General features: G+C 53.1%; 23 protein-coding genes. 12 read left to right on the top strand and 11 right to left on the bottom strand.

The window, feature by feature from the left end:
- Positions 1 to 22: 22 nt before the first annotated feature.
- The 8 genes from AWR27_RS02970 to AWR27_RS02935 all read right to left on the bottom strand — a co-directional run bounded on the left by AWR27_RS02970 (position 23) and on the right by AWR27_RS02935 (position 7,024).
- Positions 23 to 982, bottom strand: coding sequence for an N-acetylornithine carbamoyltransferase (locus AWR27_RS02970; protein WP_077129826.1), 960 nt, complete (start codon positions 980 to 982; stop codon positions 23 to 25).
- A gap of 46 nt (positions 983 to 1,028) precedes the next feature.
- Positions 1,029 to 1,406, bottom strand: a complete 378-nt coding sequence (locus tag AWR27_RS02965) for a GxxExxY protein (protein WP_077129825.1) — start codon at positions 1,404 to 1,406, stop codon at positions 1,029 to 1,031.
- Between the two features lie 19 nt (positions 1,407 to 1,425).
- Positions 1,426 to 2,568 (bottom strand): aspartate aminotransferase family protein, encoded by a 1,143-nt coding sequence (locus AWR27_RS02960; protein WP_077129824.1) that lies wholly within the window; start codon positions 2,566 to 2,568, stop codon positions 1,426 to 1,428.
- Between the two features lie 56 nt (positions 2,569 to 2,624).
- Positions 2,625 to 3,338, bottom strand: coding sequence for an alpha/beta fold hydrolase (locus AWR27_RS02955; protein WP_077129823.1), 714 nt, complete (start codon positions 3,336 to 3,338; stop codon positions 2,625 to 2,627).
- Between the two features lie 14 nt (positions 3,339 to 3,352).
- Positions 3,353 to 3,976, bottom strand: coding sequence for a hypothetical protein (locus AWR27_RS02950; RefSeq protein WP_077129822.1), 624 nt, complete (start codon positions 3,974 to 3,976; stop codon positions 3,353 to 3,355).
- A 177-nt stretch (positions 3,977 to 4,153) separates the two neighbouring features.
- Complete coding sequence (locus AWR27_RS02945) at positions 4,154 to 4,759, bottom strand: hypothetical protein (protein ID WP_077129821.1); 606 nt, start codon at positions 4,757 to 4,759, stop codon at positions 4,154 to 4,156.
- A gap of 163 nt (positions 4,760 to 4,922) precedes the next feature.
- Positions 4,923 to 6,155, bottom strand: coding sequence for an ATP-dependent Clp protease ATP-binding subunit ClpX (gene clpX, locus AWR27_RS02940; RefSeq protein ID WP_077129820.1), 1,233 nt, complete (start codon positions 6,153 to 6,155; stop codon positions 4,923 to 4,925).
- Positions 6,156 to 6,349: 194 nt separating this feature from the next.
- Positions 6,350 to 7,024, bottom strand: a complete 675-nt coding sequence (locus tag AWR27_RS02935) for a ClpP family protease (RefSeq protein ID WP_077129819.1) — start codon at positions 7,022 to 7,024, stop codon at positions 6,350 to 6,352.
- Positions 7,025 to 7,256: 232 nt separating this feature from the next.
- On the opposite strand from AWR27_RS02935, the gene AWR27_RS02930 reads away from it, so the two are divergent.
- The 10 genes from AWR27_RS02930 to AWR27_RS02885 all read left to right on the top strand — a co-directional run bounded on the left by AWR27_RS02930 (position 7,257) and on the right by AWR27_RS02885 (position 17,262).
- Positions 7,257 to 7,667 carry a helix-turn-helix domain-containing protein gene (locus AWR27_RS02930; protein WP_077129818.1) on the top strand — a complete coding sequence of 137 codons (411 nt, stop codon included), beginning with the start codon at positions 7,257 to 7,259 and terminating at the stop codon, positions 7,665 to 7,667.
- A 132-nt stretch (positions 7,668 to 7,799) separates the two neighbouring features.
- Positions 7,800 to 8,381 carry an RNA polymerase sigma-70 factor gene (locus tag AWR27_RS02925; RefSeq protein ID WP_077129817.1) on the top strand — a complete coding sequence of 194 codons (582 nt, stop codon included), beginning with the start codon at positions 7,800 to 7,802 and terminating at the stop codon, positions 8,379 to 8,381.
- Complete coding sequence (locus AWR27_RS02920; protein ID WP_157579097.1) at positions 8,354 to 9,412, top strand: FecR family protein; 1,059 nt, start codon at positions 8,354 to 8,356, stop codon at positions 9,410 to 9,412. The genes AWR27_RS02925 and AWR27_RS02920 overlap by 28 nt, the downstream gene beginning before the upstream one ends.
- Before the next feature lie 47 nt (positions 9,413 to 9,459).
- Positions 9,460 to 11,346, top strand: a complete 1,887-nt coding sequence (locus tag AWR27_RS02915; RefSeq protein ID WP_077129816.1) for an STN domain-containing protein — start codon at positions 9,460 to 9,462, stop codon at positions 11,344 to 11,346.
- A 71-nt stretch (positions 11,347 to 11,417) separates the two neighbouring features.
- Positions 11,418 to 13,784: a TonB-dependent receptor gene (locus tag AWR27_RS02910; RefSeq protein WP_077129815.1), complete on the top strand. Its 2,367-nt coding sequence runs from the start codon at positions 11,418 to 11,420 to the stop codon at positions 13,782 to 13,784.
- Between the two features lie 88 nt (positions 13,785 to 13,872).
- On the top strand, positions 13,873 to 14,985 hold the full coding sequence (locus AWR27_RS02905; protein ID WP_077133768.1) for an AAA family ATPase: 1,113 nt from the start codon (positions 13,873 to 13,875) through the stop codon (positions 14,983 to 14,985).
- Positions 14,982 to 15,656: a DUF3226 domain-containing protein gene (locus AWR27_RS02900; RefSeq protein WP_077129814.1), complete on the top strand. Its 675-nt coding sequence runs from the start codon at positions 14,982 to 14,984 to the stop codon at positions 15,654 to 15,656. The genes AWR27_RS02905 and AWR27_RS02900 overlap by 4 nt, the downstream gene beginning before the upstream one ends.
- 2 nt (positions 15,657 to 15,658) lie before the next feature.
- Positions 15,659 to 16,729, top strand: coding sequence for a M42 family metallopeptidase (locus tag AWR27_RS02895; RefSeq protein WP_077129813.1), 1,071 nt, complete (start codon positions 15,659 to 15,661; stop codon positions 16,727 to 16,729).
- A gap of 84 nt (positions 16,730 to 16,813) precedes the next feature.
- On the top strand, positions 16,814 to 17,023 hold the full coding sequence (locus tag AWR27_RS02890) for a type II toxin-antitoxin system HicB family antitoxin (RefSeq protein WP_077129812.1): 210 nt from the start codon (positions 16,814 to 16,816) through the stop codon (positions 17,021 to 17,023).
- Positions 17,020 to 17,262 (top strand): type II toxin-antitoxin system HicA family toxin, encoded by a 243-nt coding sequence (locus AWR27_RS02885; RefSeq protein WP_077129811.1) that lies wholly within the window; start codon positions 17,020 to 17,022, stop codon positions 17,260 to 17,262. Before AWR27_RS02890 ends, AWR27_RS02885 begins: the two co-directional genes overlap by 4 nt.
- A gap of 85 nt (positions 17,263 to 17,347) precedes the next feature.
- On the opposite strand, the gene AWR27_RS02880 is transcribed toward AWR27_RS02885, so the two are convergent.
- Positions 17,348 to 18,508, bottom strand: a complete 1,161-nt coding sequence (locus AWR27_RS02880) for a helix-turn-helix domain-containing protein (protein WP_077129810.1) — start codon at positions 18,506 to 18,508, stop codon at positions 17,348 to 17,350.
- Positions 18,509 to 18,639: 131 nt separating this feature from the next.
- On the opposite strand from AWR27_RS02880, the gene AWR27_RS02875 reads away from it, so the two are divergent.
- Both AWR27_RS02875 and AWR27_RS02870 read left to right on the top strand, forming a co-directional pair.
- Positions 18,640 to 20,070 (top strand): aldehyde dehydrogenase family protein, encoded by a 1,431-nt coding sequence (locus tag AWR27_RS02875; protein ID WP_077129809.1) that lies wholly within the window; start codon positions 18,640 to 18,642, stop codon positions 20,068 to 20,070.
- A 158-nt stretch (positions 20,071 to 20,228) separates the two neighbouring features.
- Positions 20,229 to 23,171 carry a TolB-like translocation protein gene (locus tag AWR27_RS02870; protein ID WP_077129808.1) on the top strand — a complete coding sequence of 981 codons (2,943 nt, stop codon included), beginning with the start codon at positions 20,229 to 20,231 and terminating at the stop codon, positions 23,169 to 23,171.
- On the opposite strand, the gene AWR27_RS02865 is transcribed toward AWR27_RS02870, so the two are convergent.
- Both AWR27_RS02865 and AWR27_RS02860 read right to left on the bottom strand, forming a co-directional pair.
- Positions 23,168 to 24,490 (bottom strand): ABC transporter permease, encoded by a 1,323-nt coding sequence (locus AWR27_RS02865; RefSeq protein WP_077129807.1) that lies wholly within the window; start codon positions 24,488 to 24,490, stop codon positions 23,168 to 23,170. The two genes, AWR27_RS02870 and AWR27_RS02865, sit on opposite strands and share 4 nt — an antisense overlap.
- Entirely contained in the window at positions 24,487 to 25,401 is a 915-nt protein-coding gene (locus AWR27_RS02860; RefSeq protein WP_077133767.1) for an ABC transporter ATP-binding protein, read from the bottom strand. The genes AWR27_RS02865 and AWR27_RS02860 overlap by 4 nt, the downstream gene beginning before the upstream one ends.
- Positions 25,402 to 25,567 lie beyond the last annotated feature (166 nt).

Here is a 25,567-nt window from a genome sequence, read left to right as displayed (position 1 = left end):
GCTTCACTCTGCTACTCCGCGTTTAAGCTCTTTTTAGAATTTCTTTCAACACGGCCTGCGCTGACCATTCGCGGTTGGCGGCCTGCTCGATCACGAGCGACTGCGGGCCATCCAGCACGGCGTCGGAAACTTTTAGATTGCGCCGAACGGGCAGGCAATGCATAAACTTACCATTGTTGGTCAGTGCCATATCGTTCATCGTAACGGCCCACGACGGGTCTTGGGTGAGCACCTGTCCGTACTGCGTGTACGACGACCAGTTTTTGCCGTATATAAAATCAGCCCCGGCAAAGGCTTCGGCGCGGTCGTAGATAACGCGGGCGTTGCCTGCAAACTCGGGTGCCAGTTCGTAGCCTTCGGGATGTGTCATTACAAACTCAACGGCACCAGCCTGGGCGCGGGCGTTCATCCACTCGCAGAATGAGTTAGCTACAGCCTGCGGCAGCGGCTTAAAATGCGGCAACCACGTCAGCACCACTTTAGGGCGAGCCACACGTTTTGCTTCGTCAATCGTGATGCAGTCGGCCAGTGATTGCAGCGGGTGTCGCGTAGCCGATTCAAGGTTCACAATCGGCACATCAGCATATTTGGCGAATTGGTGCATCACCTGCTCGCGGTAGTCGGCGTTGCGGTCTTTGAGTTCGGCGAAGGCGCGAATACCAATAATGTCGCAGTAGCGGCCAATCACGGCGGCAGCTTCGCGGACGTGCTCGGCTTTGTCGCCGTTCATCAATACACCTTCTTCCATCTCCAGCCCCCACGAATCTTGCCCGACGTTCATAATCATGACGTTCAGGCCGAGGTTTTGGGCGGCTTTCTGTGTACTCAGGCGTGTGCGCAGGCTGGAGTTAAAGAAAATCAGGCCGATAGTTTTGTTTTTGCCGATGTGCTGATCCGCGAACGGGTTGGCTTTGGCATCTCGACCGGACTGGATCAGGGCATCGAGGTCGGTAACGTCGGATAGGGAGAGGAAATTAGTCATTTTTTTTAAACGCAGAGGTAACAGAGGTTGCGCGGAGGGCGCAAAGTCAAAAGTTATTGACAACGCGTCTGATACCTTGTTTAAGCAAGATTACGTTAAAATTGACAAGTAAACCAAGTCGACAATCTGCCAGGCGAAGATATGTCATAAGTTGGGCTAAATGGACTTCGTTGAGGGCTTCAACTGCTTTTAACTCAATGATTACCTTACGGTTGAGTAGAAGGTCAACCCGATAGCCCGAATCCAGTTTTATAGTCTCATACACGACTGGCAATGCTTTCTGTCTCTCAACGAACAGGCCCGTCTTAGAGAGTTCATAAGCTACACACTCTTCATATACTGACTCAAGCAGGCCCGGACCTAACTTTCGATGCACTTGCATGGCACAGCCAATGAAGCACTCTGTTATTTCATTTTCCGCCATTTTCTCTGCGAACTCTGCGTCAATACTCTGCTTTCTCTGCGTTTAAACACACCTGCAACGCTTCCAGAAACAGATCGCACTCCGCTACGCCGATTGCCAGCGAGGGCAGCAACCGGATTGTATTTTTTCCTGCCACACCCGTAAACTGCTTATGCTCGAACAGCAGCCGTTTCCGTAGTTCATCTACAGGAAAATCGTACTCAATTCCAATCATCAGCCCCCGCCCCCGGAGTTCTTTGTAGCCGCCAATCTGCCGGATACCATCTATGAGGTAGTTGCCCATGCGGGTGGCATTGTCGAGGAGGTCTTCGTTGCGCATAATATCCAGTACGGCAATGGCGGCTGTGCAGGCGAGGTGGTTGCCGCCAAAGGTAGTGCCGAGCAGACCGTAGCTGGACTTGAACTGGGGAGAAATCAGAATGCCGCCAATAGGAAAGCCGTTCCCCATACCCTTTGCCATCGAGATAATATCAGCCTCAATGCCGCTGAACTGGTGCGAAAAAAAACGCCCCGACCGACCATACCCACACTGTACGCTATCAAGAATCAACACGGCTCCGGTTTCGTTGCAGCGTTGCCGCAGCGTTCGCAGAAATTCGTCGGTAGCCACGTGAATGCCGCCTACCCCCTGAATACCCTCTACAATTACGGCGCAGGTGTCGGTTGTAATGCCCGCTTCGGCGGCTTCAACATCGTTATAAGGCAAAAACCGAACGTGCTGATTGTAGTTGACGGGGGCTACGATAGCCGGATTGTCAGTAGCCGCAACGGCACCGGCAGTTCGGCCATGAAACGACTTCGAGAACGCCACAACCTGCGTTCGCCCGTTGTGGAACGAAGCTAATTTGAGCGCGTTTTCATTGGCTTCGGCTCCTGAATTGCACAGAAAAAGTGCATAGTCGGGATGGCCCGACAGTTCGCCTAATTTATCGGCCAGTTCCTGCTGCTGAGGAATTTTAACCGAGTTGGAATAGAACGAAATTTTATGCAGTTGATCGGTCAGTGCCTGCACATAATATGGATGCGTATGGCCCACCGAAATCACGGCATGACCGCCGTACAAATCTAAATAGCGGGTGCCGTTGGCATCCCAGAGATAGCTGCCCTCGGCCCGAACGGGTTCGATGTCGTAGAGCGGGTAAACGTTAAACAGTTCAGCCATGATAATCCGTTGTATTCAGCACTGCAAGTTTACGGATTATCGAGCGAAAACAGCGATTATTGAACGAATCCCGACAGCAATCGGGCGGCTTCGTCGATCTGTTCGATCATGCCGAGGTGTCCGGCTGTTTCCATTGTGGCTACGTTCACTTTGGTGGAAAAGTTAGCCAGCGTCCGGGTTTTGTCGTAAGCAATCAGTTGGTCCTGTTTGCCCAGAATCACCAATACCGGAAAGCGGGCATCGCGTAGCAGATGAGTGCGGTCGGGGCGGTTGGCAATGGCCTGCATACCCGCTGCCAGCGCATTGGCGGGCAACGTGCGGTACGTATCGACCAACTGCTGAACAATTTCGGGCGAAAAACCCGGTGCCACCATTTTCGGAATGGTCTTTTCGATAAATGGGGCTGCACCTTCTGTTTGCAACGCCTGTATGGTTTGTTTACGCTGCTCTTTTTTGGCATCATCGTCGGCGTAGGCCGTCGAATGAAAAAGTACAAGCCCGCTTACCATTTCGGGATACTGCTCAGCAAACGCCAGCGCGATGTAGCCGCCCATCGAATGTCCCACCAACACAACCTTTCGGGCATTGGCAGTTTGTAGCTGCCGATGCAGGTCATGTGCATAAGCATCGATGTTGGCAAGGTCGGTACGTTTAGAAAAATCGGGTCGCAGAGTAGGCCCGTCGAACAGCGAAACGGCGCAGACGCCATCCCAGATGGAAGCGTCTACGCCGTGGCCGTGAATCAAAACCAACGTGGGTTGTTCAGGCATGGTTTATCAATGATTTACACAACATCGAGCAGGTCGAGCAGCATCAGAACCAGACCCACAATAAGGGCAATAACACCCAGACCGCCAACGCCCAGCAGGATTAAAATCAGACCGATAATGGCCACAACAGCTCCAATGACGAGCACACTCTTCGCCATTGCTTTTTTGCCCATCATCTTGTCTTTGATGTCTTTGTTCATCTTCTTCACCATCAGCTTTTGGGCGAAGGTCATTTTCTGCGGGGCTGCCGTTGGGGTCGTCACAGCCGCTTTTGCACTGGTAGCGGCCAGGGCTGTGTTGACGCGCTCCATACGTTGCGCCAGTTTTTTGTTCGAGGCCAGTTTGCTATCGTTGCGAACGTAGGCATCGAGTTTTTTCAAAGCCGTTTGCGCCTGCTCAACCTGCGACGCTGGTGTGGCTGCTACCACGGCGGGTGCCGGTGTTACGTCAACGGTTGGTGCTTCGACCACAACGGGCTGAGGTGCCTCAGCGGGTGTTACAACAGCTACTGTTTCTGTTTTGGGGGTGTGGTAATTTTCGACCGGACCCCGTTGAAAATAGGCGACCGGACGGCTGCACGATGAAAGAAAAGCCACGCCCAATAGAGCTGTAGCAACGTGTTTGGTGAATGTGTTCATAGAGCACTTTGTTAGAAATGAAACATTGAGTTAACTTTCACAACAACTGCCAGCCAGTTTGTTTGTTGCGATATGGCTAAAAAAAGGAGATAAATCTGAGTAAGCGATTAGCATATGCCCCACAATGAAACCCAAAAGTTATCGTGGGGCATATGTTTAAAGTGTGTTGCTTCTTGGCTACGAAGCGAGTAGTCCGAGTACTAATACGATAGCCCCAGCCAGTAAAAGAATTACGCCCAGCGTACCCGAGCCACCCAGCAGCAGCACCAGCAGACCAATAATTACGGCTACGGCCCCAGCCGATAACAGACCGGTATTTGCCATTGCCTTTTTGGTGTTGTCAGGAGCTACCTGCTGATTCAGCTTCCTGTTCATTTTCTTCACCATCAGCCGTTCCATCAGACTGACTTTTTGGCGTGCGTTACCAGCAGCCGGTGCCAGCAGCGTTGTTTTTTCACTGGCCGACGCCAACATCGTCCGAACGCGGTTCAGCCGTTTCTGAACCGTTCTGTTCGTAGCCAGTTTAGCATCGTTGCGCACTAAGGCGTCCATCTGATCGAGGGCAGCATTTGCCTGTGCTACATTCACCGGTGTCGCTTGCCCAACAGGTGTTGGGGCAACGGGTTCGGCAACTACAGGCACGGGTATTTCTGCAGTTGCTACCGGAGCAGCGGTAAACGTTTCGCGCTGACTTTTCTGGAAGTAGGCAACCGGACGGCTGCACGATGCGAAGGTAACGACCAGCATCAGGCCAGCCAGTACGTGTTGAGTACGCGTGTTCATAAGAAAACGTTGATTTATTAAGTGCAAAGAATTTATTATCAAGCTTGTAAACACCAGAACACTTACTTTGTTGACAACCCGCGCCATTTATCCAGTCACCGGTAAAAAAAATACCGGCATCAACGCGATGCCGGTTCCGTTCAACTCTATGTCTATATGGTTCTCAGGCCACCGACCGTAATTGATACGTACTCGATTTACCAAACTTCTCGTGGGCATATTCCAAGCTGACCGTAAACTCGTTTACGCCCGGCTGCGAAGGCAATTCAAACATGGCATCGGTAATAATCGATTCGCAGATAGAGCGTAACCCCCGTGCGCCGAGGTTATATTCTAATGCTTTATCAACAATATAATCGAGAGCCGTTTGATCCCAGTCCAGTTTTATACCCTCCATCTGAAACAGCTTATTATACTGCTTCGTAATGGCATTTTTCGGCTGCGTCAGAATCTGCATCAGCGCGTTGCGGTCGAGCGGTTCGAGGTGTGTTAGCACAGGCAACCGACCAATCAATTCGGGAATCAATCCGTATGATTTCAGGTCAAGGACTGAAATATAGCGCATCAGATGACCTTTCTCGAATGTATCGTTGAGCCGCCTATCGCCCGAAAAGCCGATGGGTCGGGTATTGATACGTTTGGTAATGTGCCGTTCGATGCCATCGAATGCCCCTCCACAGATAAACAGAATGTTTTCGGTATTGAGCGCAATAAGCCGCTGGTCGGGGTGCTTGCGACCGCCCTGCGGTGGTACGTTCACAACAGAGCCTTCGAGTAGTTTAAGCAACGCCTGCTGAACGCCCTCCCCACTCACGTCGCGCGTAATGCTGGGATTATCAGATTTCCGGGCAATTTTATCGATCTCGTCAATGTAAACAATGCCCCGTTCGGCGGCCTCTACGTCATAATCGGCGGCCTGCAACAACCGCGTCAGAATAGTTTCTACGTCTTCACCCACATAGCCGGCTTCGGTAATTACGGTGGCATCGGCCACGCAAAACGGAACCTCCAGAATTTTAGCGATGGTTTTGGCTAAATACGTTTTGCCCGTACCCGTTTCGCCCACCATAATGATGTTCGATTTCTCGATGGTCACGTCGTCGGTCGTGCGGGGCTGCATCAGTCGCTTGTAGTGATTATAGACCGCTACGGTAATGGCTTTTTTAGCATCGTCCTGACCAATCACGTACTGATCAAGGTGCCGCTTCATATCAACGGGCTTAATCAGGTTGATGTGTATCTCGGTCGGTTCGCTTCGGCGCGGGCGCATTTCTTCAAGCACCACCTGATGCCCCTGCTCGATGCAGTAATTACAGATGTGTGAGTCAATGCCCGACAGCAGCAGCATCACCTCATTTTTGCGCCGTCCGCAGAACGAGCAATTGATTTGTGGCATGAAAGGTTGCAGTGTATTTGTTGGTCGAAGTTGGCAAAAAAAAGATAGCCCGGCAGCAACCGGGCTATCCGTAGCAAACAAAGTTATTGTTCGGTCGGCAAATGGGCAAACGTCTGCACCAGAAATAAACTGAATAAAAAATACAGCCTTCGATGAAAGCTGTATTTTCTGCGCCAAAGGCCCACTTCAGGCCACTACCGTTCCCGGCGTAGCACTTCATCGATCAGGCCGTACTCTTTGGCTTCTTCGGCCCGCATCCACTTGTCGCGGTCCGAATCTTTCTCGATTTGCTCCACGGTTTTGCCCGAATGGTCGGATAAAATCTGATACAACTCTTCGCGTAATTTTACGATTTCGCGGGCCGTAATCTCAATATCGACCGATTGGCCCTGCGCCCCCCCACTCGGCTGGTGAATCATAATCCGGGCGTGCGGCAGTGCCGACCGTTTGCCAGCCGCGCCACCCGCCAGTAATACCGCGCCCATCGACGCAGCCAGACTGGTGCAGACCGTAGCTACGTCGGGCCGCACGTACTGCATGGTATCGTAAATGCCCAGACCAGCGTAGACCGAACCACCGGGGCTGTTCAGATACATTAGAATGTCTTTTTTCGGGTCAGCCGATTCGAGGAAGAGCAGTTGCGCTACGATAATGTTGGCGATATTATCGTCAACGGGCAGGCCCATAAAAATAATCCGGTCGGCCATCAAACGCGAGAACACGTCTACTTCCCGGAAATTCATCGGGCGTTCTTCAATGACCGAGCGGGTCATGTTCTCAATGGTGTGGTTTACATAGCCGTCGACGGTGAGGCCGTTGAGACCCATATGATGTACGGCAAACTTGCGGAATTCGTTCTGAAAATTCATATATTGGATTGACACTTTAGTTTAAAAACTATGTTTGCTGGGTGTAAGTTTCGACAGTTTAAACGCAGAGGAAACCGAGGTTAGCGCAGAGAACGCAAAGAACTCTGTTCTCTCTGCGTATATCTCTGCTACCTCTGCGTTTAAATCACTTAGCACTGAACGACACAAAAATGCGTTATGCAACCGAAAAACCCTGTCGGTTCCGGTTTAGATTTTATCGGCACTACTTGATATGAAACCATCCGTCGAAGAAAAAATACGCCTGCAACGGCTGCAACGCGGTCTTTCGCAGGAAAACATGGCCGATCTGCTGGGCCTTTCGACCACAGCTTACGGCGACATCGAACGCGGCAAAACCGAGTTGACGCTCTCACGACTGAGCCAGATTGCCGCTGTGCTCGACCTGTCGCCCGTGGCCCTGCTTACCGACGACGCCGTGTCGGTGCAGGCAATTCCGCTTGCCGACAACACAACCGAACGCGACCTTGAAACCCTGCGACTGACCGTTGAAAAGCAGCAAATCGAGATTGATAAACTCCGGCTCGAAGCCGATTTCTGGAAACGTAAACACGACGACCGCATTGCTCTTGATCTGCTGCGCTCAATGGGCATCGAGCAAAAACGCGAACGCATTGGGTTTTAGGTGTTTTGAGTAGTACGCGTGTCAAGTGATTGGGTTATTTTCAATCCGGCGTAGGGGTATACCGTCATTTGATGGTCATATGGGCAAAATCACTGAAAACGAAGAATTCTGCTGACAATTACCGCTCCTTTTGTGCAGACCACCCCAGACGAAACCCTGATTGGTGAAATCCGCATCGGCAACGAAGCGGTGTTCGAGGGCGTATTTCGTCAGTATTACGCGCCCCTCTGCCGGTATGCCAGCCCGATTGTGGGCGATACCGACGAAGCCGAGGAGGTAGTGCAAAGTGTGTTTGTGACAATCTGGGAACGGCGCGAATCGCTGCTCATTACCACGTCGCTGAAGGCGTATCTGTATCGGGCTGTACATAATCGCTGCCTGAACCGAATCAGTCAGCAAACCAATCAGGCGCAGCACCGACAGCAGGCCGCTTCTGAACTCTACGCCGACGCAGTTAGCCCTACACAGGCTCTGCTGGCCGACGAGTTGAGTACGCGGCTCCAACGGGCCATTGGCCGATTGCCCGAACAATGCCGACGCGCCTTTGAACTGAGCCGATTTGAGGAATTATCGTATAAAGAAATTGCCGACCAGTTGGGCATTGCCACCAAAACCGTTGAAAATCAGATTGGCAAAGCACTCCGTATCCTCCGTACTGAATTGAGCGATTGTTTACCACTTTTTGTTTGGCTGGCCGTAGAGGCCGGGGCATGATGGCAACCGAACCGCAACCACCTATCGACGACGCGCTGCTGGGCAAGTTTCTGGCGGGCGAAGCCTCCGAAGCCGAGGCCGACCGGGTGCGTCGTTGGCTAACCAACCCAGCCAACCAGCGCGAATATAAACGCTTTGCCCGCATCTGGGCCACCGCCAGCGCGCTTACCCCAACCACGACAGTCAACACCGAAGCCGCCTGGCAGCATGTTCGGAAGCAGATGCAGAAACCTTCTGTTTCCAACCCTGAAATCCGGCCCATGCCCGTTACGCCAACTCGCCCCAACTGGTTGGTTTACAGCCGCATTGCTGCCATGCTGACGTTGGCCGTGCTGGTGGGCGTATCGGTCTGGCGACTGCGGGACACGGGCAACGTCGGACAGCCGACCGCACAGTTATCTGCCGCTACAACAACCAGCCCGAAACGATTCACCCTGCCCGATGGCTCGCGGGTGCTGCTCAACCGAAACAGTCGCCTGACCTACCCAGCCACGTTTGCCGACAGCAGCCGCGAGGTGGTGCTGACGGGCGAGGCATTTTTTGAGGTAGCCCACGACCCGGCGCATCCGTTCCGGGTACGGGCAGGACAGGCTGTGGTGCGCGTACTTGGAACATCGTTCAACGTGCGGGTCGTAGGCGACAGCGTTCGGGTGGCGGTGCGCACGGGCCGGGTGCAGCTTTCGGCTCGCAGGCAGGCTGTAGTGCTGACGCCCAATCAACAGGCGACATATTTCGCCCCCGCTGATACCATCCGCCGACCTGTTTCGCTCGATGCCAACCGGCTGGCGTATCAGACCGGGCGACTATCATTTGCAAACGCATCGCTGGCCGACGTGGTGCAAACCCTGCGCGAGGTGTACGGCACTGATATTCGCCTGAACAATGCCGACCTCAATAACTGCCATCTGACGGCTGACTTCGGTAACGAACCCATCGACGCTGTGCTGGCTGTAGTGGCAGAAACGCTCTCACTGACTGTTCGGCGCGAGGGCAATACGCGCGTTTTGAGCGGAACGGGTTGTTACGAGTAGGGGTTTTGGTCTACTGGCTGGTCATATGGCCAAAATCACGCTTTGTTATGACCCGTTTTCGTACAGTTGTTCTGCTTTTTCTACTTCCACTCTCACTCATTGCCCAACCTGCGCCCCCACTCGAACGATTGGTGTCAATCGATTTGCGAAACGAAACCCTGAGTCAGGCATTAGCTAAAATCAGTCAGGCCGGGAAGTTCAGTTTTTCGTACAACCCGGCCCTTCTGCCCGCCAATCGAACCGTTACGCTCCGAGCTACCAAACGGCCTGTTCGCGACGTGCTGGGGCAATTGTTCGGGGGCAGCATTCGGCTGCGGACGCGGGGTAATCATATTATTCTGTTACGGGCCGACGAACCCGAACAGCCGAAAGATTTTATTCTCGACGGCTACATCATTGACGGGCAAACATCGGAACGCGTGGGAGCGGTGAGTCTGTTTGAACGCACTTCGCTGCGGTCGGCGGTATCGAACGAGTACGGCTATTACCGGCTGAAATTGCCCGCTACGCTGTCGGTGGTGCGGCTCGAAGTTCGGCGGCAGGCGTATCTGAGTCAGTCGCTTACCATACCGTCGCGCCGGTCGCAGCCGCAGAACATTTACCTCACGGCTATTCCCCGCCCAACGGTCATCGACCCATTAGACACGCGACCGCTCCCCACCGATACCGCCAGCCGCCCCACGCCCATGCTGACCGAACGGCCCGTCGTGTTCGCGTCTGCCGATTCGGGCGTGGTCGCTATGCCCGCGTCGTTTCTGGAGCGCAGCCGCCAAACGCTGGGCCGCTGGACATTATCGACTAAGCAACTGATTAACAGCATCAACCTCGACCGTGATACCTTATACCGCACCTGGCAGGTATCGCTCGTACCGGGTCTTGGCACAAACCGCTCGCTGGGTGGGCGCATCATCAACGATTATTCGATAAACATGTTTATGGGGTACGCGCTCGGCGTCAGGAAGATGGAACTGGGTGGATTTATGAACCTCATTCGCGAAGACGTGCGCGGCTTTCAGGCAGCAGGGTTTGGCAACCTTGTTGGCGGCAATACGCAGGGCGTTCAGTTAGCCGGATTTATGAACACGAATCAGGGCAATGTCGGGCCGGTGCAACTGGCTGGGTTCATCAATACCGTGGGTGGTAATGTACGCGGCTTTCAGGCGGCAGGTTTCACAAACGTTACGCGAGGCACGGCAAACGGTGTGCAACTGGCTGGTTTTCTGAACACAAATCGCCAAACCGTTCAGGCCGTTCAGGTGGCTGGTTTCGCCAACGTAGCCGCTGCCGACGTGCTGGGCTGGCAAATTGCCGGTTTCACAAACGTGGTGCAGGGCCAACTGACAGGCTGGCAAATCAGTGGTTTTCTGAACAAAGCTCAAGACGTGGTCAGCGGGCGGCAGGTAGGGTTTATCAACGTAGCGCGTTCATCGGAAAAAGCCCCGATTGGTTTTCTGAGTTTCGTAAAAGAAAACGGCTACCGCAACATCGAACTGTCGGCCAACGAGATTACAACGTTGAACGCCACCTTTCGCATCGGCGTCCGGCAGTTTTACAACGTCTTTACGGCGGGCCTGAACCCGACCACCAACGTCTGGAGTTACGGCTACGGCCTTGGCACGGCCACCGCCGACCGCCGGGGCTGGTCATTTGCAGTAGAGGGCATGGTTCACCAACTCAACCGCACCAACCTGTTTATCGACGACGCAAATCTGTTGCTACGGCTTTCGCCAACCGTGGTAAAGCAGTTTGGTCCGCGCATCGGTATATCGGTTGGTCCGACCCTGAACGGCTATTATACAGAGGATTCGGCTTTGAGTCCACTGGCAAATATCAGCCTTCCTGCGGTGGTCGTCAGAGACAATAACGCGTTGAGGCTTCGGGATGTCTGGTCGGGCTGGTTGGGCTGGCAGGCAGGGCTGCGGGTGGGGCTCTGACATTGGCTCGTACCAGTGCATAGGGGTAAATGCCCTTCCAGTGGTCATAGCGGCAAACAACCTGATCCGCTATGCGACTCGTTTTCTCTGCGGCCCTGTTGATGGGCCTTTTTTTCTCCACCCGTTCAGTCGCGCAGCCTCTGACCCAAACCGTTCGCGGCACCGTAGTTGACCAAAGCCTGCAAACACCTATTCCTGGTGCTACAATCGTGGTATTGACGACCAACCCCGTACAGGGTGCGCTGACCGACGCCGACGGTTCGTTTCGGCTGACGGGTGTTCGGGTGGGGCGGCAAACGCTCAAAATTTCGTTTGTGGGCTACAAAGACGCGCTACTGACAAACGTTGTAGTCGATGCGGGCAAAGAATTGGTACTGACCGTTGCGCTCGAAGAAGCCATCGGACAGTTGGCTGAAGTGACGGTAAAACCGACTGTTGAGAAAGACAAGCCACTGAACGAAATGGCGACGGTGTCGGCCCGGACATTTTCGGTCGAAGAGACGCAGCGATTCGCAGCCGCCATCAACGACCCCGCCCGTATGGCAACGGCCTACGCCGGCGTGGTGGGAGCCAGCGATGGGAACAACATCATCGTGATTCGCGGCAACACGCCCAACGGTCTGCTCTGGCGCATGGAAGGGGTTGAGATTCCAAATCCGAATCACTTCGCCAACGTTGGCACGGCGTCGGGTGGTATTTCGATTTTGAGTGCGCAATTGCTCGCCAATTCTGATTTCATGACGGGTGCATTTCCGGCAGAGTACGGCAACGCGCTGTCGGGTGTATTCGATTTGCGGCTGCGCCGGGGCAACAACCAACGCGCCGAACACACCGTCCAGGCCGGGGTGCTGGGCGTAGACGTATCGAGTGAGGGGCCTTTTTCAAAGAAGTACAAAGGCTCGTACCTGTTCAATTACCGGTATTCGACGCTGGGGTTACTGAGCCGACTGGGACTGAACGTTGGAACGGGCGTGACGACCTTTCAGGATTTTTCGTTCAACGTCTACTTGCCAACGGCCAAAGCCGGTACGCTCACGCTCTTCGGTTTCGGCGGGCTGAGTAGTCAGGATACCGACGCCGTGCGCGATTCGACCGCCTGGAAAAACGCCTTCGACCGTTATAACGAGCGGTTTTCGGCCAATACGGGCGCGGTTGGCCTAACGCACTCGATTAATTTCGGTCGGCGGGCGTTTCTGAAAACGGTGGTGTCAGGATCGGGGTATCAGAACAAATACGCAGGCGATTATCTGCTGGAAAGCTACGCCCTCGAACCGCGCTACCGAGAGCAATACACCATCTGGAAAAGCATCGTTTCCAGCACGTTAACCTATAAACTAAACACGCAACATACGATTCGGGCGGGGCTGATAGGCTCGCAGATTGGCTACGATTTGTCGCGCAACGAATGGGATGCCGAGCGTCGGCAAGTGCTGACAACGGTGCGCGTGCCGGGGCAAACCACGCAGACGCTGCAAGCTTTCGCGCAGTGGAATTACCGGCTGTCGGAGCAGCTAACGCTGAACGCCGGGCTGCATTACCTGCGGCTGTTTTTAAACGGCACCGACGCCGTAGAGCCACGCGGCTCGGTGCGGTGGGCGTTCCGTCCGGGGCAGTCGCTGAGTCTGGGCTATGGCCTGCACAGTCAGATGCAGAACCCGGCTGTGCTGTTCGCCAGCCAGCAACTCGGCGACGTGGCCCGGCCACTAAACCGCAATCTCGGCTTCACGCGCTCGCACCACCTCGTGCTGGCCTACGACCGCAAACTAACCGACAACCTGCGACTGAAAGCCGAAACCTACTACCAGAGTCTGTTTAACATTCCCGTCAGTGCCGACACGGCCAACTCGTTCGCCCTCATCAACTACCTCGACGGCCTGACTACCGAACGACTGACCAACACCGGGCTGGGCCGCAACTACGGGCTTGAACTGACGCTGGAGCAGTTCTTGAACCGGGGCGTGTATTTTCTGTTATCGTCGTCGCTCTATCGGTCGGAGTATCGCGGGTCGGACGAGGTTTGGCGAAGCAGCCGTTTCGACGGTCGGCACGCAACGAGTTTCCTGGCCGGAAAAGAATTCACGACGGGCGACCATGGCCTGTTTCGTAACGGCGTGGTGGGCCTGAACCTGAAACTGACCTACTACGGCGGCTACCGCGATACGCCCATCGACGTAGCGACGTCGCAGCAACGGGGCGAAACCGTGCGGCTCGACCACCTCGCCTACACTGAGCGGCTCCCCGATTATTTCCGCACCGACATCCGGCTAAGCTGGAAGAAAAACCGCCCCCACTCCACCCGCACCCTCTCGCTCGACGTCCAGAACGTGACCAACCGCCTGAACGTCTTCAACCGCTACTTCGACGCGCAGACCGGCACCATCCGCACCAATTACCAGAACGGTCTGCTGCCGGTGCTGAGTTACCGGGTAGTGTTTTAGCGTGACGGTTTGCCGTTTTTTTTGTTGATTTGGCAACGGGTAGGCTCATCGTGCGTGGGCGTGTCCGTTGCCTTATTTTTTGCGCGTCATGGAAAAGCAGCACCTCACGTATTTCAAAATCGAAAACTTCAAGCGGTTCGACTCCTTCGAGATGAGCAATCTCGGCCAGTTCAACCTAATTGTAGGCGATAACAACGTAGGCAAAACGTCGGTGCTGGAGGGGTTATGTTTTGATGAGAATGTTGCTCGTCTTTCCTTCAATTACTTCACTAATTTCATGAGCCGTAAAATTTACGGTTTGAAGGCAGGGGAACCAGACGAAATGGGGAAAATCAATTATTGGGAATTTACCCTTAAGGAATCAAGTAAGCCTTTGCAGATTACGGTTGAAAATGATAAGCCCTTCTCAATCAAAATTGAACTCAAAACGACATTAGAACTAAGCGAATATGATAGAGAGCGTATTCGTAAAAATAGTATAGGTGAGACGCCAAACATTTGGATCAAATCGACAGTAAGCCGAGATAACCAAGATCAAATTGACTATGTAGGAGCGTTGGCAAATGCATTGTTTAATCGTCAGGATTTAGGTAAAAACTTCCTGGATTGGTATATGCCATTTTTGCCAGTTAATACGTCATTCAGTGAGGATATGGTGAGTTTTTTTTATTATTATTTCAACAGAAACAAAGCAGCGCGACAGGAGCTTGAAGAAAATCTTAAACAATTAATTCCCAATCTGGAAGAAATCAGACCAGACCGATTATTTGACAATCAAGAAACCCTTAGTATCGGATTAACAAACAGAAACTTTTATTCTCCACTTGGACAATTTGGTGATGGCACAGTCAAACTCACAATGTTATTGATGGAAATATTCGTCGCCCAAAACCGCCGTCTGATGGTCGATGAAATCGGTTCAGGCATTCACTTTACAAGACTAAAAAATTACTGGAAAACCGTGCTTCAACTCTGTGCCAAATACAACGTTCAGCTTTTCGCTACGACGCACAGTCTCGAATGCCAGCAGGCGTTTGTTGAAGCGTTGGAAGACCCGGATATGCAGCCTTATCAGAAAGACGCACGGAATATTTCGTTGATTGAAAACAAAGCCGGTGAAGTAAAAGCAGTCACCTACGATTTTGGGCAGTTTGAATACGCCCTCAATATTGGCTTTAATACACGGGGTGGCGCACGATGAGTAATGTTCAGATTTTTGTTGAAGGAGTTGCTGACCAAAAATTCTTTCAGGACTTGATTCACGAATGGTACGGCCTTAAACTATCGAAAGGAAAGTTTGCCGAAAAGAATACCCGTGTCGAAGCAGGTGACATTTTTGATATGGGCGGTCAGGATTCATTCGCTGATCCTATCAGAATGAATTTACTGAGCCCAATTATTCAGACCCTGCGCATTGAAGAGATTCCAATGCTCGTCATTTTTGATGCTGACGAATATATTGTCAAACAGCCTGATATAGACATGTTTTGCCAAGAGCAAGGCTTTTCGTACTTTCTGCTGCCTTTCAATGGCACTCACTCAGACGCCGATAAAAATGATGGCGATTTAGAGACATTACTTCAAGAAGTTATTTGCCCTGATAATCAGATTATTTTTGACTGTTGGCAGACTTATGAGCAGTGTTTGGCAACTAAAAAAGCCCTCAACACAGCTTCTGGAGCTTTCACGCTCCCGGCCCGTAAAACAAAAATATACGCTTATCTGGAAGCCCTGCTGGGTGAGACCAAAACTCAGAAGAAACTAATTAAGGAAGAACACCGCGACTACCGCAATAAAAAACACTGGAACCTCGACCCGGCACATCCGGCTCTGAAGCCCCTTAAAGAATTTTTAGACCCATTTTTTTCGTAACAATGAACGAGCAGAGTAAGAATTTCCTGTATCAGTACCTCAACAATGCGTCGCCCACCGGCTTCGAGTCGTCGGGGCAGCAGATTTGGTTAGATTACCTCAAACCTTACACCGACGAATACATCGTTGATACCTACGGCACAGCCGTTGGTGTGGTTGGCCCCGGCAAAGACTACAGCGTGGTTATCGAGGCCCACTCCGACGAGATTTCGTGGTTCGTAAACTACATCTCCGACGATGGCTACCTCTATGTTCGGCGCAACGGCGGCTCCGACGCGCTCATTGCTCCGTCGATGCGCGTGAATCTGCACACCAAAAAAGGCACCGTGCCGGGCGTGTTCGGCTGGCCCGCCATTCACGTGCGCGACCTCGCCAAAGACGCAGCTCCCAAAGTAACCGACCTGACTATCGACGTGGGCGCGGCTACGAAGCAGGAAGTAGAAGAAATGGGCATTCACGTCGGTACGGTCGCGACGTTCTCCGATGGGCTGATGGAACTCAACGGGCGGTATTACGTGGGCCGGGCGTTAGACAATCGGATGGGCGGGTTTATGATTGCCGAAGTGGCCCGGCTGCTGAAAGAAAACGGGGTTACGCTGCCTTACACGCTCTACGTGGTAAACGCCGTACAGGAAGAAATTGGCCTGCGCGGGGCCGAAATGATTGCCCGGCGACTGAAACCCAACCTTGCTATCTGCACCGATGTAACGCACGACACCCAATCGCCGAAGTATGACAAAAAAGAACAGGGCGACCTCAAATGCGGGGGCGGCCCGGTGCTGTGCTACGGCCCTGCCGTACAGAATAACGTACTCGATTTTATGATTGGCGTGGCCGAACAGCAGGGCATTGGGTTCCAGCGGCAGGCCGTTAGCCGCTCCACCGGCACCGACACCGACGCCTTCGCCTATGCCACCGAAGGCATTGCCTCGGCCCTGATTTCGCTGCCCCTCAAGTACATGCACACCACCGTCGAAACCGTGCATATGGACGACGTGCAGAACGTAATTAAGCTGATGTATGAAACCCTGCTGGCCCTGAAAGGCGGAGAAGATTTTCGGTATATCAAGTAACGGAGTCAAGTTGAAAGGTGTAAGTGGTCGGGCGAAGGTTCGGCTGCTTATGCTTATCTTGTGTTGAATTATTGGACGATAGAGATGAAAGAGCTAATCTTTTTGGTAGAAGAAGACCCGGAGGGTGGCTACACGGCACAGGCCGTTGGTGAAAATATTTTTACGCAGGGGGAAACCATTGCCGAACTAAAAACAATGATTCGGGATGCGGTTGATTGTCACTATGATAGCCCGGCAGAGTGGCCGCAGTTGGTTCGGCTGCATTTCGTAAAAGACGAAGTATTTGCTTTATGAGAATACCCCGCGACCTGACCGGCATTCAATTAATAAAGCTGTTAAAACCGTTTGGTTATGAGGTTGTTAGACAGACGGGGAGTCACGTCAGAATCGAGACTACACAAAACGGCCAGCATCACGAAACAATTCCTCGTCATGATCCGATCAAAATCGGTACGCTTAACAACATACTGAAAAACGTTGCAGACCATTTCGATTTGACCAAAGAAGAATTAGCCCAAAAGCTGTTTAAATAGAAATAATTTATCAGCTTCACCCCTTCCGTATCCTGTCAGCATTTCCAATTGTCCCGGTTGTGTGTCGGTAAATAACGCTCCGTTCCTACAACCGCTCCACCTCGAAGCGAAGTTCTTCAACCAACTGCCGGAGCCGATCCGTATTGGTTGCAGGCGGGGGAAGTTGCTGACTCACGAACGCGCAGATTTCCCAGACTTCGGCCACGTCTTTGAGCGGCACCTCCTGATTGGGGACATTGGGCCGGTCGGCAGTAAGAAGTAGAGTCCCTTTGATTTTCACCTGGTTATACACGCGTCGATAGCAGATTCCCTGGTTGTGAATCACCAACATATATTGTTTGCCATCGGCAATGTCGAACCAGTTGCGCACGAACTGCCCCACGAGCAACGCACCCGGAAACGCAAAATCGTCGCCCGCTTCAAAGGCCCGGTACGTACCAGCGGGCAACGTTGGGAGTTGCATAGCCGGAAGCCGATGCAGAAAATCGGGCTGCTGATACCGCTGCCCGTATTCGCCAAACTGATTTTGCCTAACTACCGGAATGCTTTGCACTGTGGGCAGCACCGCAGCCGAACGATTGACCGCATTTGGTGCTTCGTACACGTTATTGAAACCCGACGACTCAGCCGGACGAGCGGGTGGTGCGGGAGCCATCGGGGGTGTAGCAGGCCGGAGTTCGGCGGGTTGCCCAAACAGATGATCGACCGGCGAATTTCCCGTAACGGGCTGAAAAGCCGTTGATTGAGCGCGTTCGTTGGTAGGCCGGGCGGGGGGTGTAATTACAGGGGGTATAGGAGCCGGACGTGGTTCGCGGGGTTCGTCTTGCCGGTAAAATTTATTCAGCACGTTGGTCAACGGCTGTGGCTCAGGCGTTTTGGGTGCGGGTTCAGCAAAGATGTCAGGAAAATCCGGGTGCTGAAACGGGTCGTCGTCATGGGCGTCAATCTTCCCGTCAGATCGGATAGTAGCATGGCGCGTAACCGGCTCCGCCGTAGTTGCCTGCCCCAGCGGGATACTCAGGTTGGGCGTTTCGCGAAGTTTGCGCAGGTCTTGCCGCGTTAGTAATTCAACGGTGGTGTTAAACGCTTTGGCGATGGCCTGCATATTCTGCTGGTTCGGGTTGGCGCGCCCTTCTTCATAAGCACCCAGCAACGAGCGTTTTATGTTAATTTTTCGGGAGAATTGCTCCTGTGTCAGTCCATTGAGTTTACGCAGGTAGCGGATATTATCGCTGACGAGAGTCATCCGGGCTTCGGTTTGCTAATGTTTTGCTAAAGATAGCCGATTCTCAATTTAAAATGCTAAAACACGGGCAGTCCACCGTTTTTTTGTACTTTTAGCCTATTCTTTTGAACCAGGCCCACGAGTTTATACCCATGATAACGGCACTTCCGCAAACCACTCCCCGCGACGCTATTCAGGCCGCGTTCGACGCCCAGCGTAAGCACGCGCCCCAAATGGCCCTTACTACCGCCGAACAGCGGATTGAACGAATAAAACGTATTCAGTCGTGGATAACGACCCACGAAACTGATATTCAACGGGTTATGTACGACGATTTCCGCAAGCCGTCTGCGGAGGTAATGCTGGGTGAGTTGATGGCCGTTCATGCCGAAATCAAGCATATTATCAAAAATCTGCGCCAGTGGATGCTCCCGCAACGGTTGCCAACGCCGTTGAGCTTAGTGGGTACAAAGAGCCATATCCGGCACGAACCCAAAGGCAACGTGCTTATCATTGCTCCCTGGAACTACCCCTTCTCACTGATGATCAAGCCATTAGTGTCGGCTATTGCGGCTGGTAACGTGGTGATTCTGAAACCGTCGGAGATGACGCCACACACCGCCAACTTAGTTCGGGAGATGATTGCCGAACTCTTCCCAGCTAACGAAGTGACCGTTTTTGAGGGCGACGCAGCGGTATCGACCGCCCTGCTCGAACTGCCGTTCAACCATATTTTCTTTACCGGAAGCCCCGCCGTGGGCCGCATTGTGATGGCCGCAGCGGCCAAACACCTAACGTCGGTCACACTCGAACTCGGCGGCAAATCGCCCGCCATTGTGGATGAAACGGCCAATATCAAAGAAACTGCCGGTCGGTTGGCATGGGGCAAGTGTATCAACAACGGCCAAACCTGTATCGCTCCCGATTATCTGCTGGTGCATCGGTCTGTGAAAGAGCCACTTATACAGGCCATGCGCGAAACATTGACCGCCATGTACAGCCCCGATGGGAAACCCATCGAGCAGTCGGACAGCTATGCCCGGATTGTGAACAGCAAGCATTTCGAGCGGGTAAAAGGGCTATTGGACGATGCCGTGCAACAGGGCGCGACGGTGGCGTTTGGCGGCAATACCAACGAAGCCGATAATTTTATGGAACCCACGCTGTTGGAAAACGTGACCGACGAAATGCGGGTGATGCAGGAGGAAATTTTCGGCCCGGTGCTGCCCGTTCTGACTTACGAGAACCTTGACGATGCACTACGCACGGTGAATAGCCGCGAAAAACCGCTGGCCCTGTACATTCACAGCCGCAGCCGCCAAAATACGCAGTATATTCTGGACCGCACCTCGGCGGGCGATACGGTCATCAACGATACGCTACTGCAATTTGGTAACGTCGAACTACCGTTTGGGGGCGTGAACAACAGTGGCTTAGGTAAATCGAACGGGTTTTTCAGTTTCCAGGAATTTTCTAATCAGCGGGGGGTGATGCAGCGCGAATTTGGCACCATGAAGTTCATTTACCCGCCGTATACCGACAAAGTGAAGAAGCTGATTGGCTTCTTCGTAAAGTGGTTGTGATTTTTTGAAGGGGAACACGGATTTAACCGGTACGCCGGAGCGGGATGCTACGGATGAACACGGATTTCTTTATTATCTGTGTTAACCCGTACTATCCGTTTAATCTGTGTTCCCCTTTTCCGTGTTCCCCTTTAAATTTTTGCGTACCTTCAAACCGTATGCAACGAATCTTCTGCTTAGCCGCCCTGTGGCTTATCTCTGCCGTAACCGCTTCTGCTCAAATTTTGCCCGTTCTGAGTCAAAACCCAACCTATCTGCGCTGGTATCAGATTCAAACGTCCCACTTCCGCGTACTCTATCCCGCTGGCTTCGACACGACGGCGCAACGCGTGGCGCAACGGCTCGAACAGGTTTATGAACCCGCCAGCGCGTCGCTTAGCAAACGGCCCCGCACCATTTCGGTCCTGCTGCAAAACCAGCCCACATTGAGCAATGGTTTTGTGGCAATTCAGCCGCGCCGGTCGGAGTTCTTTGCGACCCGCCCGCAAGACCCCGGCCTGCTCGGTACCTACGAATGGCTCGATTTGCTGGCTGTGCACGAATACCGGCACGTGGTGCAACTCGACAAAGCCCTCCAGCACTACGGCAAGGTTCTATATGCCTTGCTGGGCAATACCGGACTGGCGTTTTCGCGCATGACCATACCCGACTGGTTTATGGAAGGCGACGCCGTAAGCACCGAAACGCTGCTCAGCAACAGCGGACGGGGCCGAATTCCAAACTTCGACCTGGGGCTGCGGGCCAACCTGCTGGCTGGTCGGCAGTTCAGTTACCAGAAATCGGTTTGCGGCTCGTTTCGCGACAACATACCCGATCATTATACGCTTGGCTATCACTTAGTTACTCATCTCAAACGCACGCAAGGCCCCGACGCCTGGAGCCGCGTGCTCGACCGAAATTTCCAGACTCCTCCCCTGCCGCTCAATTTTTCGGGCAGCATCAAAAAAACAGTGGGCCTGACCGCCGATGGTCTGTACGCCAAAACCATCAATGACCTGACCGAAACCTGGCAAAAACAACAGGAACAACTGACGCTAACGCCCGCTAATTTTTATGCTGTCAGCCCCGAAGCGGCCCGCTCGGAACGGCCCATTTTTACGAACTACCGTTACCCGCAATTTCTGAGCGACTCAACCATATTAGCCGTGAAATACGGGTTAGGCGACACGCCCCGGCTGGTGCGCCTGAGCAAAACCGGGCGCGAAAAACAGGTGTTTGTGCAGGGCTTTCCAAACGACCCGGCTATGTTTTCGGCCACGCCCGCTTACGCTTGCTGGATTGAGTTTGGTTTCGACCCACGCTGGGGGCAGCGCATTTACAATAATATCCGGCTGCTGAACCTCGCCACCGGTAAACTCCGCCGACTCACACACCGCGCCCGCTACACCGCCGTAGCCCTATCGCCTGACAATCAAAAGCTTGTAGTGGTTGAGAATACCGAAACCTACACAACCCGGTTGGTAGTGCTGGACGCCAAAACCGGCAGTCGGCTGCGCGAGTTGCCCAACCCCGAAAATATTTTTTATCTGCACCCACGCTGGCACGACAACCAAACCATTGCGTCGGTTATCCTGAAAGATGGGAAGAAAACCATTCAGCTCATCGACAGCCAATCGAGCGAGAGTCGGGAGTTACTGCCCCGGACAAACGAGAACATTAGCCATCCGCAATCCTGGAACGGCTACGTTTTTTATAACTCGCCCCGGTCAGGTATCGATAATCTATATGCGGTGAACGTGGCCTCAAAGGAGGTGTTTCAGGTAACGTCACGGCCACTGGCGGCTTACCATACGGCGGTGTCGCCATCTGGAACGCGGCTGGCCTTCGAGGATTTTTCAGCCGATGGCTACCGCATTGCCGACATGCCGCTAAATCCCGCCGACTGGAAACCCGTGGGAGCCAATCCGGCGAGGGTCGAGTCGGTTGAACCTGTCCGGTATTTTGGGCCGCTAACCAACGTAGAACCCGGCGCGGCTGAGGTTCGGCGGCTGTTGAGCGATTCTACCGATAAGGCAACGGTTTATCCGGCGAGACGATTCAGCCGGTTGACAAACCTCCTCAACGTTTATAACTGGGGGTCGGTTATCAGCAACGCAGGGCAGTCGCTGAACGTAGGCGTCAGTTCGCAGGACTTGCTGAGTACTACGCAGTTGGGCGTAGGGTATACCTACAATCAGGCCGAGCGGGTTGGCAATGCCTACGCCACGCTGAGCTATCAGGGTCTCTACCCTATTTTCGACCTCAGTTTCCAACGGGGCCACCGTAACACCTCGCTGTTCGTCGACCGCATTGTACCGGTCGATAGTCTGCGTGCCGACCGCTGGCAATACAATCAATTGGTAGCGGGCGTGCGATTGCCGTTTACGCTGACCCAATCGAAATACAGTCAGTCGGCAAACCTGTCGGCCTATTACAACTACCTGTCGGTGAGCGACTACGACCTCCCGGTTCGGAGCATTACGGAGGTTGGTTTTGCTGGTTCGCTCAGTGCCATGACTTACGGATTTTCGTATAACCGACTGCTGCGGCAAAGCAAACGCGACGTATCGCCCCGCTGGGGTCAGTCGCTCTCGGCCACGTACCGAAACACGCCGTTTGGCGGACGCTTGCAGGCCGAGCAGTGGGGCGTTCAGGCAAGTTTGTTTCTGCCCGGCGTCGGCAAACATCACGCCATTCGACTGCGGGGCGGCTATCAGGAGCAGTCACGCGGCACCTACCGATTCCAGCCGGTAGTGTTTTACCCACGCGGGCAACCCTACATCAGCGACGATCAGATTACGGCGGGCAACGTTGAGTATCGGCTGCCTTTGGCCGATACGCACTGGTCGCTGACACGGTTTCTATACGTTCAGCGCATTAAAGGCGGAGCTTTTTTCGATGCTGCTTACGGGCGGAGCACACTCGAAGTACGCGACGTGTACGGGCGTCTGCGCAACTACGAAACCCGCACGCGAACCTACCAAACGGCTGGGGTCGACCTGTCATTTGTCTTCAATGTACTACGCCTACGCTCATCATTCGAGTTGGGTGCCCGCACGGTTTACAACCTCACCACCGGCCAATGGCTCGTGCAGCCGCTGATTCTGGAAATTGGGATTTAGCCTTTATAAAACACCCATTTCGACAACTCCTTGTAGCTTACTTTTTTGCCGTACATCAGAATGCCGACGCGGTAGATACGCGAAGCGAGCCAGATGGTGCCGATAAAACCGAGCACCAGCAGCGTCATGGAAAGTGCTAATTGCCAGCCCGGTACGCCAAACGGAATTCGAACAAGCATTATCACGGGCGACGTAAAGGGAATCATAGACGTCCAGAACGCCATAGCCCCGTCGGGTTCGCGGGCGGCAATCTGCGCAAACGCAATGGATGCAATTATGGGCATCATTACCGGAAGCATAAACTGCTGCGTTTCGGTCTCGTTATCAACGGCGGCACCGATGGCACCGAACAACGCGCTGTACAGCAAATATCCGCCTAAGAAATAGAACAGAAAACAAGCCACAATCAACGGAATATTCAGCGTCCCGACTGCCTTCATGACGCTGGCAACGGCATTTTCCTGTACTTTTTTGACTTCGGGAGAGTTGGCGTTGTTGTTCATCATGGCCGTTGGCTGAGCCGCCTGCCGCCCCTGCTCTACCTTATCGCCCATGAGTTTGCCCCCCACGGTAAACAAGCCCACCGTCAGCAGTATCCAGAGCATAAACTGCGTCAGGCCCACTAAGGCAACACCCACAATTTTGCCAATCATCAACTGAAACGGTTTTACCGACGAGATGATAACCTCGACAATACGGTTGGTTTTTTCTTCCATCACGCCCCGCATCACCTGCGTGCCATAAATCATGAGCGAGATGTAGATCAGGATAGCACAGAAATACCCGATTACGTACATGGCAATGGAGTTACTGCTCTTTTCACCCCCATCGGCCATGCTGATGGTTTGGGCATCAACGTCAACTTTGGCATCCTGAATAACCTGCTGATTAATGCCCGCCTGACTTAATTTGATTGTCTCGATTTCTTTCGAGATGGCTTTTTCAATATTGCTTTGCACATCCAGACTGACGCCTTTTTCAGCAAAAATCTGTACGGTCTTCGGCTGTTCGACCACCGCTTTCGGAATAAACACGAGCGCGTCGTAGCCCTGCTTCAAAAACGCCTGCTTAGCCTGGGGCAGCGGCTGCCGCAGGGTTGAGTACACCATTTCCTTGTCGCTTTTGAGCCGACTGGCAATCATTCCGCTCTCATCGACAACGGCTACTTTTTTCTGGTTGATCGAGCTGATGGCCGCCCAGCCAATGACGGCATAGAAACCAAAAATCAGCACCGGCCCCAGAATCGTCATAACAACGAATGACTTTTTGCGCACCCGAACAAGGTACTCGCGCTTGATAATCAGGAATATTGTGTTCATTCTATAGTTTCTCCTACGGTCTTGATAAAAATGTCGTTCATGCTGGGGATGTTCTCGCCGAATGAGCGCACAGCCACGCGGTCGAGCAGGTGCCGAATCAGGTCGTTGACGGCAGCATCGGGCGGAATCTGAATGTTAGCCCGCCGAAATCCGCTATCGGTCGGCTGGGTGTTCAGCACCGTGAAAGCCGGGGGCAAATCGCTCAGTTCGCCCTGATAGTCAACATGGTAAGTGTGCGTCTTGAACTGCTCCTTGATAACGTGTTTTGGCCCGTCGAGTACCTTGTGCGAACGGTTCAGGAGCGCGATATGATCGCAGAGTTCTTCGACCGACTCCATGCGGTGGGTCGAGAAGATAATGGTTTTGCCCCGGTCGCGCAGTTCCAGAATTTCGTCTTTGATGAGGTTGGCGTTGATCGGGTCGAAGCCCGAAAACGGTTCATCGAGAATAATCAGATCGGGTTCGTGCATGACCGTTGCCACAAACTGCACCTTCTGCTGCATCCCTTTAGATAGGTCTTCCACGTTTTTGGTCCACCACGTTTTGATGTCGAACTTGACGAACCACGTTTTCAGCTTCTCCATCGCCTGCTTTTCGCTCAGCCCTTTCAGTTGAGCTAAGTACAGCAGTTGCTCGCCAACCTTCATTTTCTTATACAGGCCGCGTTCTTCGGGCAGGTAGCCGATGCGTTTGATGTGGTCGGGTTTGAGCCGTTCGCCATCCAGAATCACCTCGCCCTCGTCGGGGGCCGTAATCTGGTTGATGATGCGAATAAGCGATGTTTTACCGGCTCCGTTGGGGCCAAGCAGCCCGAAAATACTGCCCTGCGGCACGCTCAGACTAACGTTGTCGAGAGCGCGGTGTTCGGCGTACTGCTTTACGATATGATGAACCTCAAGAATATTGGTCACGTAGCGTTGATTGTCGTTTAGGTTTAAGTAGTTGTTACCTACAAACTTCAAGCTTTCTTGAATACGAGAAACAATTTACGGACGAATAGCCAAACGACGGTATAAGCGGTAATAAAAACGCCACAACCTTTACCAGGTTGTGGCGTTTCGTTATCGCAAAAATCAA

It is taken from the genome of Spirosoma montaniterrae (assembly GCF_001988955.1).
GTDB classification, from domain to species: domain Bacteria; phylum Bacteroidota; class Bacteroidia; order Cytophagales; family Spirosomataceae; genus Spirosoma; species Spirosoma montaniterrae.
The sequence above is the reverse complement of the archived record's forward strand: the minus strand, read 5'-3'. Positions and strand labels throughout refer to the sequence as shown.

What these genes read in the sequence shown, in the direction of transcription:
- AWR27_RS02970 (WP_077129826.1), bottom strand. Translation starts at nt 982, where the DNA reads ATGACTAATTTCCTCTCCCTATCCGACGTTACCGACCTCGATGCCCTG.
- AWR27_RS02965 (WP_077129825.1), bottom strand. Translation starts at nt 1,406, where the DNA reads ATGGCGGAAAATGAAATAACAGAGTGCTTCATTGGCTGTGCCATGCAA.
- AWR27_RS02960 (WP_077129824.1), bottom strand. Translation starts at nt 2,568, where the DNA reads ATGGCTGAACTGTTTAACGTTTACCCGCTCTACGACATCGAACCCGTT.
- AWR27_RS02955 (WP_077129823.1), bottom strand. Translation starts at nt 3,338, where the DNA reads ATGCCTGAACAACCCACGTTGGTTTTGATTCACGGCCACGGCGTAGAC.
- AWR27_RS02950 (WP_077129822.1), bottom strand. Translation starts at nt 3,976, where the DNA reads ATGAACACATTCACCAAACACGTTGCTACAGCTCTATTGGGCGTGGCT.
- AWR27_RS02945 (WP_077129821.1), bottom strand. Translation starts at nt 4,759, where the DNA reads ATGAACACGCGTACTCAACACGTACTGGCTGGCCTGATGCTGGTCGTT.
- clpX (WP_077129820.1), bottom strand. Translation starts at nt 6,155, where the DNA reads ATGCCACAAATCAATTGCTCGTTCTGCGGACGGCGCAAAAATGAGGTG.
- AWR27_RS02935 (WP_077129819.1), bottom strand. Translation starts at nt 7,024, where the DNA reads ATGAATTTTCAGAACGAATTCCGCAAGTTTGCCGTACATCATATGGGT.
- AWR27_RS02930 (WP_077129818.1), top strand. Translation starts at nt 7,257, where the DNA reads ATGAAACCATCCGTCGAAGAAAAAATACGCCTGCAACGGCTGCAACGC.
- AWR27_RS02915 (WP_077129816.1), top strand. Translation starts at nt 9,460, where the DNA reads ATGACCCGTTTTCGTACAGTTGTTCTGCTTTTTCTACTTCCACTCTCA.
- AWR27_RS02910 (WP_077129815.1), top strand. Translation starts at nt 11,418, where the DNA reads ATGCGACTCGTTTTCTCTGCGGCCCTGTTGATGGGCCTTTTTTTCTCC.
- AWR27_RS02905 (WP_077133768.1), top strand. Translation starts at nt 13,873, where the DNA reads ATGGAAAAGCAGCACCTCACGTATTTCAAAATCGAAAACTTCAAGCGG.
- AWR27_RS02900 (WP_077129814.1), top strand. Translation starts at nt 14,982, where the DNA reads ATGAGTAATGTTCAGATTTTTGTTGAAGGAGTTGCTGACCAAAAATTC.
- AWR27_RS02895 (WP_077129813.1), top strand. Translation starts at nt 15,659, where the DNA reads ATGAACGAGCAGAGTAAGAATTTCCTGTATCAGTACCTCAACAATGCG.
- AWR27_RS02890 (WP_077129812.1), top strand. Translation starts at nt 16,814, where the DNA reads ATGAAAGAGCTAATCTTTTTGGTAGAAGAAGACCCGGAGGGTGGCTAC.
- AWR27_RS02885 (WP_077129811.1), top strand. Translation starts at nt 17,020, where the DNA reads ATGAGAATACCCCGCGACCTGACCGGCATTCAATTAATAAAGCTGTTA.
- AWR27_RS02880 (WP_077129810.1), bottom strand. Translation starts at nt 18,508, where the DNA reads ATGACTCTCGTCAGCGATAATATCCGCTACCTGCGTAAACTCAATGGA.
- AWR27_RS02875 (WP_077129809.1), top strand. Translation starts at nt 18,640, where the DNA reads ATGATAACGGCACTTCCGCAAACCACTCCCCGCGACGCTATTCAGGCC.
- AWR27_RS02870 (WP_077129808.1), top strand. Translation starts at nt 20,229, where the DNA reads ATGCAACGAATCTTCTGCTTAGCCGCCCTGTGGCTTATCTCTGCCGTA.
- AWR27_RS02865 (WP_077129807.1), bottom strand. Translation starts at nt 24,490, where the DNA reads ATGAACACAATATTCCTGATTATCAAGCGCGAGTACCTTGTTCGGGTG.